This window comes from Streptomyces sp. AJS327, assembly GCF_013450295.1.
Lineage (GTDB): Bacteria > Actinomycetota > Actinomycetes > Streptomycetales > Streptomycetaceae > Streptomyces.
The window spans coordinates 293,278-310,287 of record NZ_SKBR01000001.1 but is presented as its reverse complement, the minus strand read 5'-3'; the positions used below and the strand labels follow the sequence as shown (position 1 = coordinate 310,287).

Annotated in this window: 12 protein-coding genes; 1 reads left to right on the top strand and 11 read right to left on the bottom strand. The window is 73.7% G+C overall.

Annotated elements, in window-relative coordinates; genetic code table 11:
- Positions 1 to 181: 181 nt before the first annotated feature.
- From E0L36_RS01110 to E0L36_RS01070, 9 genes are all read right to left on the bottom strand, one after another.
- Positions 182 to 2,530 carry a xanthine dehydrogenase family protein molybdopterin-binding subunit gene (locus E0L36_RS01110; RefSeq protein ID WP_180926973.1) on the bottom strand — a complete coding sequence of 783 codons (2,349 nt, stop codon included), beginning with the start codon at positions 2,528 to 2,530 and terminating at the stop codon, positions 182 to 184.
- A gap of 55 nt (positions 2,531 to 2,585) precedes the next feature.
- Positions 2,586 to 4,199, bottom strand: a complete 1,614-nt coding sequence (locus E0L36_RS01105) for a 2Fe-2S iron-sulfur cluster-binding protein (RefSeq protein WP_258015852.1) — start codon at positions 4,197 to 4,199, stop codon at positions 2,586 to 2,588.
- The gene (locus E0L36_RS01100; protein ID WP_180928512.1) at positions 4,196 to 5,056 is read right to left on the bottom strand and encodes a xanthine dehydrogenase family protein subunit M; all 861 of its coding nucleotides are present in this window, start codon (positions 5,054 to 5,056) and stop codon (positions 4,196 to 4,198) included. The genes E0L36_RS01105 and E0L36_RS01100 overlap by 4 nt, the downstream gene beginning before the upstream one ends.
- Before the next feature lie 663 nt (positions 5,057 to 5,719).
- Positions 5,720 to 7,408, bottom strand: coding sequence for a beta-N-acetylhexosaminidase (locus E0L36_RS01095; RefSeq protein ID WP_374705469.1), 1,689 nt, complete (start codon positions 7,406 to 7,408; stop codon positions 5,720 to 5,722).
- Between the two features lie 337 nt (positions 7,409 to 7,745).
- Complete coding sequence (locus tag E0L36_RS01090) at positions 7,746 to 8,702, bottom strand: carbohydrate ABC transporter permease (RefSeq protein ID WP_180926972.1); 957 nt, start codon at positions 8,700 to 8,702, stop codon at positions 7,746 to 7,748.
- Positions 8,703 to 8,769: 67 nt separating this feature from the next.
- Positions 8,770 to 9,648, bottom strand: a complete 879-nt coding sequence (locus tag E0L36_RS01085; RefSeq protein ID WP_180926971.1) for a carbohydrate ABC transporter permease — start codon at positions 9,646 to 9,648, stop codon at positions 8,770 to 8,772.
- A 146-nt stretch (positions 9,649 to 9,794) separates the two neighbouring features.
- A complete protein-coding gene (locus E0L36_RS01080; RefSeq protein ID WP_180928510.1) occupies positions 9,795 to 11,093 on the bottom strand; it encodes an extracellular solute-binding protein in 1,299 nt (432 codons plus the stop codon).
- 341 nt (positions 11,094 to 11,434) lie between these two features.
- A complete protein-coding gene (locus E0L36_RS01075; protein WP_180926970.1) occupies positions 11,435 to 11,731 on the bottom strand; it encodes a DUF3039 domain-containing protein in 297 nt (98 codons plus the stop codon).
- A gap of 211 nt (positions 11,732 to 11,942) precedes the next feature.
- On the bottom strand, positions 11,943 to 12,782 hold the full coding sequence (locus E0L36_RS01070; protein WP_180926969.1) for a YqgE/AlgH family protein: 840 nt from the start codon (positions 12,780 to 12,782) through the stop codon (positions 11,943 to 11,945).
- A 504-nt stretch (positions 12,783 to 13,286) separates the two neighbouring features.
- On the opposite strand from E0L36_RS01070, the gene murA reads away from it, so the two are divergent.
- A complete protein-coding gene (gene murA, locus E0L36_RS01065; protein ID WP_180926968.1) occupies positions 13,287 to 14,615 on the top strand; it encodes a UDP-N-acetylglucosamine 1-carboxyvinyltransferase in 1,329 nt (442 codons plus the stop codon).
- Between the two features lie 219 nt (positions 14,616 to 14,834).
- Here the strand turns inward: murA and E0L36_RS01060 are convergent, their stop codons facing one another.
- Positions 14,835 to 15,116: an HU family DNA-binding protein gene (locus E0L36_RS01060; protein ID WP_180926967.1), complete on the bottom strand. Its 282-nt coding sequence runs from the start codon at positions 15,114 to 15,116 to the stop codon at positions 14,835 to 14,837.
- Between the two features lie 354 nt (positions 15,117 to 15,470).
- Positions 15,471 to 16,925, bottom strand: a complete 1,455-nt coding sequence (locus tag E0L36_RS01055) for an NAD-dependent malic enzyme (protein WP_180926966.1) — start codon at positions 16,923 to 16,925, stop codon at positions 15,471 to 15,473.
- Positions 16,926 to 17,010: the final 85 nt, after the last annotated feature.

Sequence of the window (17,010 nt, the reverse complement as noted above, 5' to 3'; positions counted from 1 at the left end):
GGGGACACCTCTTCCCACGGTCCCGCGAGGGGGCGGCGGGGTGCCGTCCCGGCGGTGCTCCGTCATCGTTCCTGGGTGCGGTCGTCACCGCGCGACTGGCCGCGCTTCTCCCGCCCGCGCCCACGCTTCCCTACCCCGAGGACCCCGCGCAAGGCCGATGCCCCATACCGCTACAGCGCCGTTACGTCACGTTCCCCACGGCGGCCTGCGGGCGGATCGGCAGCCGGTTGACGGGGCGGCCGGTGGCGGACCGCACCGCCGAGGCGACGGCGGCGGGCGCGACAACCACCGGCACGGCGGAGACCGACTTCGCGCCGAACGGCGCGACCACGTCCCGCTCCTCGACCAGCTTGACGATCCGCACGTCCGGCGCGTCCAGCGCCGTCGGGAGGGCGTACGCCGTCAGGTCGGGGTGGCGCACCACGCCCTTGGCGACCCGCAGGTGCTCGGTGAGCGCGGCGCCGACGCCCTGTACCACCCCGGCCTCGATCCGCGCGCGGAGCTGGCGCGGGTTCAGCGCGCGGCCCACGTCCTGCGCCACGGCCATCTCCACCACCCGGACGCTGCCGAGTTCGATGTCGACGTCGACGACGGCGCGGACCGCGGCGAAGGCCAGGCCCACGAAGGCGTCCCCCTGGCCGGTCTCGTCCAGCGGCTCCGTGGGGTGCGGGCGGCACTGCGCGGTGGCCCACAGCTCCTTGCCCTCCAGGGCCTCGGCGACGCTGGTGGACAGCACCCCGTCGTACGAGGTGATCTTGCCGTCGGAGATGGACAGCAGCTCGGCGGACATCCCGAACTTCGCGGCCAGCGGCTGGAGAAGCTGGGTGCGGACCATCCGGGCGGCGCGCTCCACCGCGCCACCGGAGACCCAGGTGTGCCGCCCGCGCGCCCCGGGACCGGCCGGCGGCTGGTCGGTGTCGACCGAGGCGACGTGCACCTCCTCGACGCCCAGCGTCTCCTGGACGATCTGCCGGGCGAGGGTGGTGAACCCCTGTCCGGCCTCGACGGCAGCGCAGAGCACCGTCGCCACCGGTCCGGTGACCTTGACCGTGGCGGTGGACACCTCGTCCGCGCCCTCGGCGCCCAGCATGTGCACCATGCCCAGCGCGTACCCGACGCCGCGGCGCACGGCGCCCGGCTCGCCCGCGCCACCCGGCCCGCCCGGCAGCAGCCAGCTCTCGGCCGGTCCGTCCTTCGGCAGCGGGGGCAGCGGCGCCTCCCGTACGGCGCGCAGCAGTTCGCCGACCGGCGCGGGGCAGGTCACCGTCTGCCCGGTGGGCAGCAGATCGCCGGTGGCCATGACGTTCCGGGTGCGCAACTCGACTGGGTCCAGGCCGAGTTTGGCGGCCAGCTTGTCCATCTGGCCCTCGTACGCGGCGCACACCTGGAGGGCGCCCTCGCCCCGCAGGTGCCCGGCGGGCGGGTTGTTGGTGCGCACCACCCAGCCGTCGACGACCGCGTGCGGCAGCACGTAGGGACCGGCGGCGAAGGAGACGGCCGCGGCCAGCGCGTCGGCCGAGGTGTCCGCGTACGCCCCGCCGTCCAGCAGGATCTGCGCCTCCACCTTGACCAGCTTCCCCTGGCCGTCGGCGTGGTGGCGGTAGCGCAGCAGCGCGGGGTGCCGGTGCGCGTGGCCGAGGAAGGACTCCTCACGGGAGACGGCGATCTTGACCGGGCAGCCGGTGCGCATCGCCAGTAGCCCCAACGGCACCTGGAGGCCCGCGTCCTCGCGGTCGCCCACGGCGCCGGGGACACCGGTCACCACCACCTTGACCTGCTCGGGCGGCAGCCCGAAGCAGGCCGCGGCCAGGTCCCGGTCGGTGTGCGGATCGGTCGAGGCGGTGTACAGCTCGACGCCGCCGTCCGGCCGGGGCACGGCGAGCGCCGCCTCCGCGCCGATCGGCGCCGGGTCCTGGCGGCCCACCCGGTACAGGCCCTCGACGACGACCTCGCCGACCGCCTCCGGATCGCCGTAGCGCAGCGGGATGTGCCGCACCAGGTTGCCGTCCGGGTGCAGCGGCTCGGCCTCGAAGGACAGCTCGGGGTCGGTGACGGCGGTCAGCGGCTCGTACTCGACGACGATGGCGGCGGCGGCGAGCCGCGCGGTGTCCGGGTGTTCGGCGGCGACGGCGGCCACCGGCTCACCGAAGTACCGCACCACGTCCCGGGCGAAGACCGGCTGGTCGGCGACGCGGCGGCCGTGCGAGGAGTCCCCCGGGACGTCCTCGTGGGTGACGACGGCGCGCACTCCCGGCATCGCGGCGGCCTGCGAGGTGTCGATCGCGGTGATCCGCGCGTGCGGGTGCGGGGAGCGCAGGATCGCCGCCCAGAGCAGGCCCTCGGCCCAGAGGTCCGCCGCGTACGGGAAGACGCCCTCCGCCTTGGCGGGGGCGTCCTCCGGGGTGACGGAGACGCCGAGGCCCCGCGCATCGGCCTCGCGCGCGCGGTCGGACGGCCCGGCGGGCCCGCCGGGTGGGGGAACCGAGGTGGACGTGGGGGCTCCGAAGCCCTCGGCCGCGGTGTCGGTCATGCCGCCGCCCTTCCGTGACGCGTGCGGTACGGGACGTGCGGGGAACGCGTCCGGGTCATGCGCGGCCTCCCTGGTGCGGGAGGTGCGCGGGGCCGGACGCCGGGGTGTCCTCCGGGCCGCGCTCCGCCAACTCGGCCGCACGCGCGGCGCGTTCGGCGGCGACCGTGCGGACGGCCTCCAGCACGCCCCGGTAGCCGGAGCAGCGGCAGAGGTTGCCGCTGATCGCCTGCCGGGTCTCCAGCTCGGTCGGGGCGTGGTTGCCCTCCAGCAGGTCGTGCACCGTCATCGCCAGTCCGGGCACGCAGAAGCCGCACTGCACCGCGCCGCACTCGGCGAGGGCCCGCTGGACGTCGGACGGGTCGCCGTCGGCGGCCAGCCCCTCGACGGTGCGCACCTCGCTGCCCGCGGCCGTCGCCGCCGGGACCAGGCAGGCCGCCACCAGCCGCCCGTCGACCTGCACGGAGCAGGCGCCGCACTCGCCCTGCGCGCAGCCGTCCTTGGCCCCGGCGAGACCCAGCCGCTCCCGCAGGACGTAGAGCAGGGACTCCCCGATCCAGGCGCGGGTCACCGGGCGGTCCACGCCGTTCACCCGGAGCACGTAGGAGGTGTGCGGGTGTTCGCCGTCGGTCTCCCCGGCCGGGCTCCCGGCGCCCTCCGGCACCTCGGCCGGGTCGGTGGGGTCGGCTGCCTCACCCGGCTCGGCGGGCCCGGCGCTCTCAGAGGTCCCGGCACCCTCGCCGGACCCGGTGGGCGCGGCGGCCGGTCCGGTGTCCGTCGCGGGCGGCTCCGCTCCGGAGAGACCGGGCAGACCGGAGAGACCGGGAGGGCCCGCGTGCGGGACGCCGACGGGGTCCGGGCCGAGCGGTTCGGGGACACCGGTCGCGGCCGGGCCGGGGACGCCGGGCCGCCGGTTCGCGGGCTGCTCGCCCTGAGCGCCGTGCTCCGCGCGCTGCCGGGCCTCGTGCGAACCGGCGAGCGCGGCGGCGGCACCCTGCCCCATCGCGGCCGCCGGTGAGACGCCGCCGCTGACCGGCGGGGCCTGCTCGGCGGCGGGGCCGGGCCCGGCCTCCGCGGGCGCGAACGGCATCGTCCACTGGCCGGTCGCCGAGGGGTCCGTGGTGGCCGAGGGCACCAGCGGGGCCCCGGCCGACGGGTCGATCGGCGGCGGGGTGTAGTTGCCCTGGCCGGTGCCGGGCGCGGCCAGCGGGCTGGCGGGCGCACGGCCCGGAATCGGCCCCTCCGGCGGCAGTTGGACGAAGGCGGTGGCCTCCGGGTCGTACTCGCCGGGCCCCCAGCTCTCCCGGGCCCAGCCCGCGGCGGGCGCTGCCCCCGTGGGGGGCGCCGTCCCGGGGTGCGGCTGCTCGTGGGGCTCGTAGCTCTCGTACGGCTCGGGGGCTTCGTAGCTCTCGTACGGCTCGTATGTCTCGTACGGCGGGTGGGGTGGGGCGTAGCCGTCCCCGGGGGCGGGGTACGGCGGCTGGCCGGGCTGACCCGGGTGAACCGGCTGGCCCGGTCCGCCGGGGGGCCCGGGCTGGCCGGGCACGGCGGGGTAGGCCTCGGGGGCGCCGTAGGCGTCGGGCGCCTCGTACGTCTCGGGCGGGTGCTGGGGGTCGTACGGACCGTGCGGCGGGTACGCGTCCTGGGGTCCGCGTCCGCTCTCGTTGCTCATGCGAGCGCCCTTCCGAGTCCGCGGCGGGCCAGGGTGGCCACCGTACGACGCACATGCAGCGCGGCGGGCGGGAGTTGGGGAGTCTCCCCGCCGCCCTCCGCCGGGGCCGGGTCCGGGATGCAGGCCATCGCGACGTAGTCACCGAAGGCCGCCAGCGCCTCCGGGGCCAGCGAGCGCCGCCCGTCCCAGTCGATCAGCGAGGCGATCCACTGCTCCGCCTCCAGCGGGCGCAGCGGCATCGGCGCGACCGCGCCCACCGCGCACCGCACCCCGCGCCGCGCCGGGTCGAGGACCACCGCGACCGAGGCGAGGGCGCGGCCGGGGCCGGTGCGCCCGGTCGCCTTGAGGAAGGTCTGCGGGGCGTGCAGCAGCGGAACCCGGACGTAGGCGACGAGTTCGGCGGGGCGCAGCATCTCCATCCCGGCGAGCAGGTGGCTCACCGGGACCTCGCGCTCGGCGCCCTCCGGCCCGACGATGACCAGCGCGGCCTCCAGCGCGGCGAGCACGGGAAGGGTGTCACCGGTCGGGGAGGCGCTGACGACGTTGCCGCCGAGGGTGCCCGCGTTCCGCACCTGGGGCGGCCCGGCGGCGCGGGCGCTCAGCGCGAGCGCGGGGATGAGCGCCGCGAAGTCGGCGCTGCCGGTGCGGGCGAGGGTGAGTCCGGCGCCGAGGAGGGCGTGTCCGTCCTGGTACTCCCAGCCGCGGATCTGGCTGATCCTGCCCAACCCGACGAGCGCGGCGGGGCGTAGCTGGCCCGCGTTCACCTCGGTCATCAGGTCGGTGCCGCCCGCGACGGGCACGGCGGCCGGGACGGCGGAGAGCGCCGCCACCGCCTCGTCGATGGTGGTGGGCAGCATGACGGTCGGCACAGCGTGAGGTTCATGCAGTGCATGCTGTGCGTGCGTGCTCAATCCAGCTGCCCCTTCCCCGGCTCCCCGGCTGCACTGCCGTACGGTACGTGCTCACAGCCCGGACGTGGCAACTCTGGCATACCCGGGCTGGCCACCGGTACGAGGGTCCGTTAAGGGCCGTTCCGCGCGCGGCCGTCCGGTGCGCCCCACCCGTCACCTTCTCGCCCGCTCGCCCCTTCCACGGCGGGTATCACCACCCGCGCCGTGGTTCACCGGAAATCAGCACCTCCCTCCGGTGAGTCCGGAATCCCCCTCCCGGGGAACCCGGGGCGGCTCCGGTTCCCCAACGCGCCCGGCGCCGGGGCGACATGGGCGGTACGGGGGCGGCGGCGGGCGGCGGGAGCGGGGCGGGAGCGGAGGCGGCCCGATGGTGCGTGGGGCGTCAACGGGGGCCGTCCACCCGGGTGTCCGGGGTGCGGGCCGGGGTTCGCCGGGGGCGTGCGGCGCGTGCCGGGGGCGCGGTGGTGCGCGGGTGGCAGCGGACGGCCGGGGCAGCGCGAGGCGCGGAACGGCGCCCACGGCACACCGCGGGCCCGGCCAGAGGTGTCCGGCCGGGCCCGGGCGTCCGCGTCCGGCCCCGCACGACCGGGTCGGCGCGGGGGGGGCGCGTCACACGGCGGGGGGTGGCCCGTCGAGGGGGCGGCCGAGCAGTCCGGGGCGGCGCTGCCACGGGTGCGGCCCGGCGGGCGGGCGGTAGTTGACCCCGAGGGCGTCCAGCCGGGCGTAGTGCGCGCTGGCCATGCGCTGCTCGAAGTGGGCCGGGTCCCGGTCCCCGGGGGCGGGCAGCTCGGACCAGGCGACCTCGGCGAAGGCCGCGAGCCGGGGGAAGAGCTGGTAGTCGATCCGCTGCGGCGTCTCGGTGCACTCGGTCCACATGTTGGCCTGGGTGCCGAGCACCCGCCGCTCGTGCGGGGTGCCCGCGAGGCGGGGCGGCACCGGCTCGAAGAGGTAGACGTCCCGCAGGGTCCGGACGAAGCCGATCGGCACCGGCTCGTCGGCGCCGCCGTCCTGCCGGTGGTCCAGGTACACCTGCTGCTCGGGGCACATCACCACGTCGTGTCCCGCCTCGGCGGCGGCGATCCCGCCCGCGTAGCCACGCCAGCTGGAGACGGTGGCGCCCTCCGCGAGGCCGCCCTGGAGGATCTCGTCCCAGCCGACGAGGTGCCGTCCGCGCGCGGTGAGCCAGCGGTCGAAGTGCCGCATGATCCAGGACTGGAGCTGGTCCTCGTCGGCGAGGCCCTCGGCGCGCATCCGCTCCGCCGCCGCCGGGGAGGCGCGCCACTCGTCCCGGCGGCACTCGTCGCCGCCCATGTGGACGTAGCGGGACGGGAAGATCTCCAGGACCTCCTCCAGGACGTGCTCGTAGAAGCGCAGCACGGTGTCGGAGGGGGCGAGCGCGTGCTCGCTGATCCCCCAGTCCGTCCACACCTCGATCGCCTCGGTGTCCACCGCGTCCGCGTTGCCCAGTTCCGGGTAGGCGGCGATCGCGGCCTGCGAGTGGCCGGGAATGTTGATCTCGGGGATGACGGTGATGTGCCGGTCGGTGGCGTAGGCGACGATCTCGCGCAGGTCGTCCTGGGTGTAGTAGCCGCCGTGCGGGCGCTCGTCCCAGTGCGGTGAGGCCCGGTGACCGGCGCGGGAACGCGGGCGCCAGGCGCCTACCTCGGTCAGCCGGGGGTACCGGTTGATCTCGATCCGCCAGCCCTGGTCGTCCGTCAGATGGAACTGGAGGACGTTCAGCTTGTGCGCGGCCATCAGGTCGATGACCCGCAGCACGCCCTCCTTCGGGGTGAAGTGCCGGGCCACGTCCAGCATCAGACCGCGCCAGCCGAAGCGGGGCGCGTCCGTGAACCGCCCGGGCACCAGCGGGCGGGGCCCCTCGGTGCCGATCCGCGCCCGCCGGTAGGCGGCGGGCCCGAGCAGCTGCCGGAGCGTCTGCGTGCCCCAGAACAGGCCGGCGGGCGTGGCCCCCGCGATGTCGACGCCCCCGTTCGGCGCCTCGGGGCCGACCGTCAGGCGGTAGCTCTCCGGGCCGAGTTCGGCCTCCAGCGACGGGTCGAGCCGCAGCGCCACGTCCCCGTCGCCCGCCTCACCCTCGTCCGCCGCGGGTCGCGCGGCGGCTCCGGCCGGGGACGGCAGCAGCGGCAGTCCGGTCGCCGCGCCCAGGTCGGCGCGGAGGAGCCGCGCCACGTCCCCGGCCCCGGGTCCGGCGTCGAGCGCCGTGCCGGGACCGAGGCGTACGGGCGGGCCCGCCGCCTCGCGTACCTCGCGCACCACGGGGATCACGTCCGGTGTCACCTTGGTTCCTCCTCGCCGCCGGGGCGGTCGCCCGCCCGCTGTCGGTTCGCAATTGTCCGTTCGTAACTGTCGGTTGGCGCGGTCACGCCCCGGCCCGGTGACGCGCTCGCCAGCCGGTACCGGCGGTCCTCGCCGGTGGCGGACCGGGTCGGGATGGACGGGGTCGGTGGTGGAAGGGGGTCGGTGGTGAACGGGGATGGTGGACGGTCAGGGGGTGGTCGGGGCCGGTACGGGGCGGGGTGGTGGCCGGGCCAACGGCCCCTGCCCGACGGATGGTTGACGTGCGCGGCTGGTACGGGGACGGGCACGGCTGGCCGGTACGGGGGAGGGGCGCGGGTCAGTCCTTCACCGCGCCCCCGAGTCCGGACACCAGCCGCCGCTGCACCAGGACGAAGAAGATCAGCACCGGCACCGTCATCACGGTTGACGCCGCCATCACCCCGCCCCAGTCGGGGGTCTCCGCGTCCAGGAAGACCAGCAGCGCCATCGGCAGCGTCGAGTTCTCCGTCGCGCTGATGATGAACGACTTGGCGAACAGGAAGTCGTTCCACGTCACGATGAAGGAGAAGACGCTGGTGGCCACCAGCCCCGGCAGGACGAGAGGAAAGAGGATCTGCCACAGAAAGCGGGTGCGGCTCGCGCCGTCGATGAACGCCTGTTCCTCCAGCGCCTCCGGAACCGCTTTCACGAATCCCCGCAGCATCCAGACGGCGAACGGCAGCGAGAACGCCAGGTGCGGAAGGATCAGCGACACCAGTGAGTTGAGCGTTCCGATATCCCGCATCAGGAAGAACATCGGAATCGTCAGCGCCTCGACGGGCACCATCTGCGCGGCGAGGAACATGATGAGCAGAGAGGTGCGCATCCGGAACCTGAACCGGGTCACGGCGGTCGCGGCGAGAAAGGCGATCAGCCCGGAGGCGACCACCACGGCGCCCGCCACCAGCAGGCTGTTGAGGAAGTACCGCCCCAGGTCCTGCTGTTCGAAGACCCGGCGGAAGGAGTCCAGCGTGGGGTCGAGCGTCCACGGTCGCGGCTCGTCCGACCGGACCTCCCCGGCCGGTTTGAAGGCGGAGAGCACCATCCAGTAGAGCGGGAAGGCCACCACCACCGCGATGACGACGGTGGCGGTCTCGGCCGCCAGCCGCCCCGGTTTACGGAACCACCGGCGCCCCGCGCGGGATCCGCCCCGCCCACGGGTGGTTTCGGGTACCACCTTCCGGGCGGCGGAATCCCGACGGCCCCGCTGGGCCCGCCGGTCCTGCTGGTCCCGGTCATCGCGGTCCCGCGGCATCCGGTGATTCGGGTGACCCTGGTGATTCTGAGAACGCACAGTCGTCTTCCGGCCTCTCACGGTCGGCTCACAGCTCCTCCCCCTCGCGGCGCAGGAGCCGCAGATACACCAGCGTGACCGCCAGCAGAATCAGCAGCATGACGACTCCGATCGCGGCGCCCAGGCTGTACTGCGAGGAGGCGAACGCCTTCTGGTACGCGTAGACGTTCAGCACCAGGTTCTGCCCGGCGATTCCGCCGCCATCGGTCATCACGTAGATCTGGGTGAATATCTTGAAGTCCCAGATGATGGACTGGATCGTCACGATGACCAGGATGGGGCGCAGCATCGGCGCCATGACGCTCCGCCAGGTGCGCCAGGCGGAGGCCCCGTCCAGCGAGGCGGCCTCCAGCACCTCCTCCGGAATGGCCCGGATTCCCGCGTACACCGTGACCATCACGAACGGGAAGGAGCACCAGACGACCTCCATCAGCACCAGTGCGAACGCGCTCATCCGCTCGTACGTCCAGGAGTGGTCGCCCAGCCCGAGCAGCTGGTTGACCGGCCCGAAGTCCGGGTCGAACAGGAACACCCAGACCGTGGAGCCGGTGATCGCCGGGGTGGCCCAGGCGCCCAGCGCGGCCATCATCAGCATCAGCCGGGGCACCGCCCGCACCCGGGTGAGCAGGACCGCCAGCGCGCAGCCGACGCTCAGCGTCCCGGTCACACAGGCCGCCGTGAACACCAGGGTGGCCAGCAGCACGTCCCAGAACTCGCCGTCCGAGAACAACTCGGCGTAGTTGCCCAGCCCCTTGAACTCGGTGGCCTCCCCGCCGCTCACCTGCGCCTGGGTGTACTCCAGCAGGGAGATCAGCCCCAACTGGTAGATGGGGTAGGCGAGAAGACCGCCGAGGACCACCAGCGCGGGGGCGAGGTAGATCCAGGGCGTCCAGCGGCCCCCACCCATGGGGCCGCGCCCGCCGGGACCCCGCCCACCAGGGCCACCACCGGCCCAAGTCCCCCCGGCGCTACGCCCCTTGGGCCCGCGCCCGCGCCCGTGTCGCGGGGCGGGCCGACCCCGGCCGGACGCCGGGGCCGGTCCCGTCACGGCGCTCACTTCCCGAATGCCTCGTCCATCGCGCTGGCGGCACCGTCGGCGGCGTCCGCGACGCTCTTCTTGCCACTGACGATCTGCTGGAACATGGTCGGCAGGATCTGCCCGGCGTCGATCTCCCCCCAGTCCGGACTGGCCGGTACGAACTCCGTGCCCGCGTCCAGGGTCTTGACGAACGGCGCGACGAACGGCTCGTCCTTGGCGGCCTGTTCACGGGTGTCGGTGAAGGTCGGCAGGAAGCCCATCGCCGAGAACAGCTCGCGCTGCGTCTTCTTGCCCGCCAGCTCCTTCATCAGGCTGACCGCGAGCGTGCGGTGCGAAGTGCTCTTCAGCACCCCGATGTTGTTGCCTCCCGCGAAGGCGGGGGCGATGTCGCCGGAGCGCTTCCCGGGCAGCGGAACCACCCCGTACTCGCCCTTCGACTTCCCGTCCTCCATGGCCTGCCGGTTGAAGTCACCACCGATGACCATGCCCGCCTTGCCCCCGGCGAACGCCTCGACGGTGTCGTTGCCGGTCATCTGCGCGCACTTGCCCGCGGGACAGTTGTCGTCCCCGAACAGGTCGGCGTAGGCGGCGACCCCGTTCCTCGCGGCGGCGGAGTTCACCCGGGAGACGAACTCCCCGTCCTTCTCCTCGGCGATCTTCCCGCCGTGTGCCCAGAGGAACGGCATCGCGCCGTAGGTGTAGGCGCCGCCCACCGCGATGCCGTAGAGGTCCGGCCGCTCGGCGCGGATCCGTTTGGCGGCCGTGGCCACCTCGTTGAGCGTGGACGGCGGTTCGAGGTCCAGTTCCTCGAAGACGTCGGTGCGGTAGTAGAGCGCGCGCACCCCGACGAACAGCGGCGCCCCGTACACCTTGTCCTTGACGCTGGCGGACGCCTTCGCCGTCTCGTCCATGTCGGGGGCGGCCTTCCAGCCCTCGATCTCCCTGGTGACGTCCGCGAGTCCGCCGTCCGCGACATACCCGGCGGTGTCCGTGTTGCCGTACTCGATCAGGTCGGGCGCCGACTCCGGGTCGTTGAACGCGCCCTTGATCTTCTCCGCGCGGCTCTCGACGGGGATGTACTCCACGGTCACCCGCACGTCGTCGTGCCGCTTCTCGAAGCGCTTGAGGACGTCGTCCACCACGCGCTCCTTGGGCTTGTTGCCCACCTCCTTGAAGAGCCAGACCCGCAGGGTGCCGGTCTTCTCGTCCTTCTCGGACGTTCCGTCCGAGGTCGACGGCGCGCAGCTGGTGGCCGCGACGGCCGCCACCCCAACCACGGCCGCCAGCGCGGCACTTCGCAGGGACAGGGACACCCTCACGGTCGGACCCCCAAGCTATCCGGCGTTGCAGAGTACGCAATTGATGTTTCGCGCTGCACAACTTCCGCAGGAGGCTACGAGGGAGCACACGCCCCCGGCAATAGGTCTCAACCAATCCGCTACAGGTCTCTACCAATCCGTGACCGGATCCCGGGACCACCCCGGTGACCAGGCACGCCGCCCGGCCCCCGAACCCGGTCGGCGCCGGGACGCGAGACGGGCCCCGACACAGCGGTGCGCCCCGCACCCCCCTCCTGCGAGGGGCGTACGGGGCGCACCGAAGAGCCTTGCGCGGGGCCGGACGGCCTGGACGCCGGATCGGCGCCGGTCAGCGGCTACTTCTTGGCACCGCCGCCCTTTCCGTCCTTGCCCTTGTCGCCGCCGGAACTCATCGACTCGTAGATCTCCTTGCACATCGGGCAGACCGGGTACTTCTTCGGATCCCGCCCCGGCACCCAGACCTTGCCGCAGAGCGCGACGACGGGGGTGCCGTCCATCGCGCTGGCCATGATCTTGTCCTTCTGGACGTAGTGCGCGAACCGCTCGTGGTCGCCGTCACCGTGGGACGTCTGCGGTGCGGGCTCGACCAGGGTGCCGGTGCCGGTTCCGCGCTCGGGCTCATGAGTGCTCATGGAATCCAAGGGTACCCATCCGCGCCGCGTGCCCGTGCGCCACCGACCGCGCCGGAACCCCGCCCCGGCCCCACCGCCACCGGCCCCCCGAGAACCGGGCGGCCAGCGCGCGGCACCGAGCGCGGACAGCCGGACCACGACGGCCCACCACAGCGGGTGACCGCGGCGGCCGGAGCGGGCCCCGGCACCGGAGGCGGCCCGGTCGTGGGGGTCAGTTGAGGGAGGGGTCGTCCGGATAGGTGGCCACCATCGCCAGCTCGCCGCGCTGTCGCCGCAGCACCGCGCGCCACAGCCCCTCGGGGGCCGGGGAGGAGACGTCGCCCGGCTCGGAGTCGACGACGTACCACGCGCCCTCCGACAGCTCCTTCTCCAGCTGACCGGGGCCCCAGCCCGCGTACCCGGCGAAGATCCGCAGGGAGCCCAGCTCGGCCGCGAGCAACTCGGGCGGGGCCTCCAGATCGACCAGGCCGATCGCCCCGTAGACCCGGCGCCAGCCCAGCGGGCCGTCCAGCGCGGGCTCCCGCCCGTCCGGGGCGCCCGGTGGTGCCGGAGCGCCGGAGGGCTCCGGGGTGCCGGGGGCGTCCGGCGGCTCCTCGGCCCCGGGCGCGACCTCCGCGTCGGCGGTCCCCGCTCCGGCGGCCTCCCCGGGCCGCTCCGCGCCACCCCGGCCCCCGGGCCACTCCGCCCCGGTGACCGGGGCGCCGCCCGGGCCGTCGGTTCTCCCCCGGCGGACGGGCTCGGTCTCCCCGGCCAGCGGTTCGGTACCGGCGAGCGGTTCGGCGGCCCCACCCGAGGGCACCACGGCGACGCCGAGCGCGGCGTCCAGCGAGACCGGGCCACCCTGGAAGACGACGCCCGGCGCACCGGCCAGCGCGGCCCACGGAGCCAGGATGTCCCCCACGTCCACGGGGGTGGGACGGTTCAGGATGACGCCGAGGGTGCCCTTCTCGTCGTGATCGAGCAGGAGCACCACCGCGCGGTCGAAGTTCGGGTCGGCAAGCACCGGGGTGGCGACGAGCAGCCGTCCGGTGAGCGAGGACTCCTCTGTCATGCGGCAATGATCCCGCACCCGGCCCGTCAGCGGGAGGCAACCGGTCAATCCCCGGGACCCGCCGTAGCGATCCGGTCAGCCCCGGCCGTGCGCCGACCGGGACGACGCCGGGAGCGGACGCCGGGACGTGCCACCGGGCCGGTCACGGAACCGGGCCCCACCTCAGGACACCTCGGGACACCTCCGAACACCCCGGGTCACGCCACGGCGGCCACCTGAGGGCGACCGGACACCGGAGCGCGGCCGAATGCCGGAGCGCGACCAGGGGAATCCGGAGAGCGAACCGACCCGACACAAAAAGCGATCAGGTACGAACAGAGAGCGCTCATACGGCCGTTGGGAAACGGACACGGAGCGTCCCAACGCGTCGCGTAACATGGGACGGACGGAATGTCACCGCTCCCGTCCCCGGGGCCAGCGGTCCGGACCGCGCGTACGAAAGCGGAGCCGGACCCCCTTACGATTGCGTTTTGTCCACCCCCGTCTCGCCGAACGCGGAGCACCATGAGCGACAGCCCCCCCGACGTCCTGCTCGTCCACGGCGGCGCCCCCGTCGAGGGCGAAATCCGGGTCCGCGGTGCGAAGAACCTCGTGCCGAAGGCCATGGTCGCCGCGCTGCTGGGCAGCGAGCCGAGCCGACTGCGGAACGTCCCCGACATCCGGGACGTACGGGTCGTGCGCGGGCTCCTCCAGCTACACGGCGCGACGGTGCGCGCCGGGGAGGAAGCGGGCGAACTGGTGCTGGACCCCTCGCGGGTGGAGAGCGCGCACGTCGCGGACATCGACGCGCACGCGGGCTCCTCGCGGATCCCCATCCTGTTCTGCGGTCCGCTGCTGCACCGTCTCGGGCACGCGTTCATCCCCGGCCTCGGCGGCTGTGACATCGGCGGCCGCCCCGTCGACTTCCACTTCGACGTGCTGCGGCAGTTCGGCGCCACCATCGAGAAGCGCGCCGACGGCCAGTACCTGGAGGCCCCGCAGCGACTGCGCGGCACCAAGATCAAACTGCCCTACCCCTCGGTGGGTTCGACCGAGCAGGTCCTGCTGACCGCGGTCCTCGCCGAGGGAGTGACGGAACTCTCGAACGCGGCCGTCGAGCCGGAGATCGAGGACCTGATCTGCGTGCTCCAGAAGATGGGCGCGATCATCTCGGTGGACACCGACCGCACCATCCGCATCACCGGTGTCGACAAGCTCGGCGGCTACAACCACCGGGCCCTCCCCGACCGGCTGGAGGCGGCCTCCTGGGCGAGCGCCGCCCTCGCCACCGAGGGCAGCGTCTACGTACGGGGCGCGCAGCAGCAGTCGATGATGACCTTCCTCAACACCTTCCGGAAGGTCGGCGGCGCCTTCGAGATCGACGACGAGGGCATCAAGTTCTGGCACCCCGGCGGCCCGCTGAAGTCCATCGCCCTGGAGACGGACGTGCACCCCGGCTTCCAGACCGACTGGCAGCAGCCGCTGGTCGTCGCGCTGACCCAGGCGTCCGGGCTCTCCATCGTGCACGAGACGGTGTACGAGTCGCGGCTCGGCTTCACCTCGGCGCTGAACCAGATGGGCGCGCACATCCAGCTCTACCGCGAGTGCCTCGGTGGCACCCCCTGCCGCTTCGGCCAGCGCAACTTCCTGCACTCCGCGGTCGTCTCCGGACCGACCAAGCTCCAGGGCTCCGATCTCGTCATCCCGGACCTGCGCGGAGGGTTCTCGTACCTGATCGCGGCGCTCGCCGCGCAGGGCACCTCCCGGGTCCACGGCATCGACCTCATCAACCGGGGCTACGAGAACTTCATGGAGAAGCTGGGCGAGCTGGGCGCCAAGGTCGAGCGCCCCTGACCCCCGCCCCGAGCAGCTGATCCCGCGCCCTTCGGCGCCGCGCGCCGCCGCCCCTCCCCCCGGACGGGCGGCGGCGCGCTTCCGTCCCCGGCGATCCCGGGCCCCCGCGCGCCCCGTACGTCCGGGATTCCGCACGTACGAGGGGCGGTCGCCCGGATCCCGGGTGACCGCCCCTCGCGGTGGTGCTGTGCAGAGCGGCTGGCGACCGCTCCGGGCCGCTTACTTGCCCTTCGCGGATTCCTTCAGCTTCGAGCCCGCCGAGACCTTGACGCTGTACCCGGCCGGGATCTCGATCGGGTCGCCGGTCTGCGGGTTCCGCGCGGTCCGAGCGGCACGGTGGGTGCGCTCGAAGGTGAGGAAGCCGGGGATGGTGACCTTCTCGTCGCCCTTGGCGACGACCTCGCCCACCGTCTCGGCGAAGGCCGCCAGCACGGCGTCAGCGTCCTTGCGGGTCACCTCGGCGCGCTCGGAGAGCGCGGCCACCAGCTCACTGCGGTTCATATTCGTACTCCCGTGTTCTTCTTGCCAATGAGGCGTGAGATCGAAGCCGATGCTGCCAGGGCCCCCGGAGAGTCCCCGGACCCGGGTCCGCGATCCGAAACCCCCGCGCCCAGAGAGGCATCCTGCCCTCACCTGCGGCGGTAAAGCCAATCCGGCGCCCAGCTGACAGCGGCGGAGTCACACGAAAAGCTCGGGTGGCTCGCCGGTGCTGACTTCCGGGGGGCGCGGACTTCCGTGGGCCGCCTCCGCTCCGTACCGCGGCAACCCTACGGGCGGCCGCCACCCGCCCGGCCCACGACGCGCCGTGCGCCGGGGCCGCCGGGACGGGCCCGGAACGCCCGCGCGGCCCGGAATTCAGCCTTCGCCGGGCCGGGGGGCGACCGCCACCGCGGGCTCCTCCTCACCCTCCGCCGCCCTGGCGGCGTTCCGCACCGCGTCGGCCACCGCGCCGGACACCTTCTCGTTGAAGACGCTGGGCACCACGTAGTTGGGGTTCAGCTCGTCCCGCGACACCACGTCGGCGAGGGCACGGGCGGCGGCGAGCATCATCCGGTCGTCGACCGAGCGGGACTGGGCGTCCAGCAGGCCCCGGAAGACGCCGGGGAAGACCAGCACGTTGTTGATCTGGTTCGGGAAGTCGGAGCGTCCGGTGGCTACCACGGCGGCCGTCTCCCGCGCCACCGCCGGGTCGACCTCCGGGTCCGGATTGGCGAGCGCGAACACGATGGCGCCGTCCGCCATGCGCGCCACGTCCGTCCCGTCGAGCACGTCGGGGGCCGAGACGCCGATGAACACGTCGGCGCCCACCACCGCCTCCTTCAGGGTGCCGGTGACGCCCTCGGGGTTGGTGTTGTCCGCGATCCAGCGGAGCGTGGGGTCCTCGCTCCCGTCGTTCAGGTCGGCCCGGCCGCCGTGCACGACGCCGTGGATGTCCGCGACGACCGCGTGCCGCACCCCCGCCTCCAGCAGGAGCTTGAGGATGGCGGTACCGGCGGCGCCCGCGCCGGACATCACCACCCGCACGTCCTCTATCGACTTCTCCACCACGCGCAGCGCGTTGTAGAGCGCGGACAGCACGACGATCGCGGTTCCGTGCTGGTCGTCGTGGAAGACGGGGATGTCGACGGCCTTCCGCAGCCGGGCCTCGATCTCGAAGCAGCGCGGCGCCGAGATGTCCTCCAGGTTGATGCCGGAGAAGCCCGGCGCGATGCCCTTGACGATCTCCACGATCGCGTCGGAGTCCTGGGTGTCCAGGCAGATGGGCCAGGCGTCGATGCCCGCGAACCGCTTGAACAGCGCGGCCTTGCCCTCCATCACCGGCAGCGCGGCCTGCGGGCCGATGTTCCCCAGGCCCAGCACCGCGGAGCCGTCGGTCACCACCGCGACGCTGTTCCGCTTGATCGTCAGCCGCCGCGCGTCCTCCGGGTGCTCGGCGATCTGGGTGCAGACCCGGGCCACCCCCGGGGTGTAGATCATGGAGAGATCGTCGCGGTTGCGAATGGGGTGTTTGGCGGACATCTCGATCTTGCCGCCGAGGTGCATCAGGAACGTACGGTCGGAGACCTTGCCGAGGGTCACCCCCTCGATCTCGCGCAGCCGGCTCACGATGTCGTCGGCGTGCGCGGTCGAACTCGCCGCGATGGTCACGTCGATGCGCAGCCGTTCGTGCCCGGACGCGGTGACGTCGAGGCCGGTCACCGAACCGCCCGACGACTCGACGACCGTGGTGATCTGACTGACCGCGGTCCCGCCGGCGGGGACCTCCAGGCGGACCGTCATCGAATACGAGACGCTTGGCGCCGAGCTCATTGCCGACTTCCCTCTGCTTTCCCTTGTCGCGTGATGAACGCGTCCTTCCCGGGCGTCGTCGTTGGCACGGCCCCAGGCAGGGCAC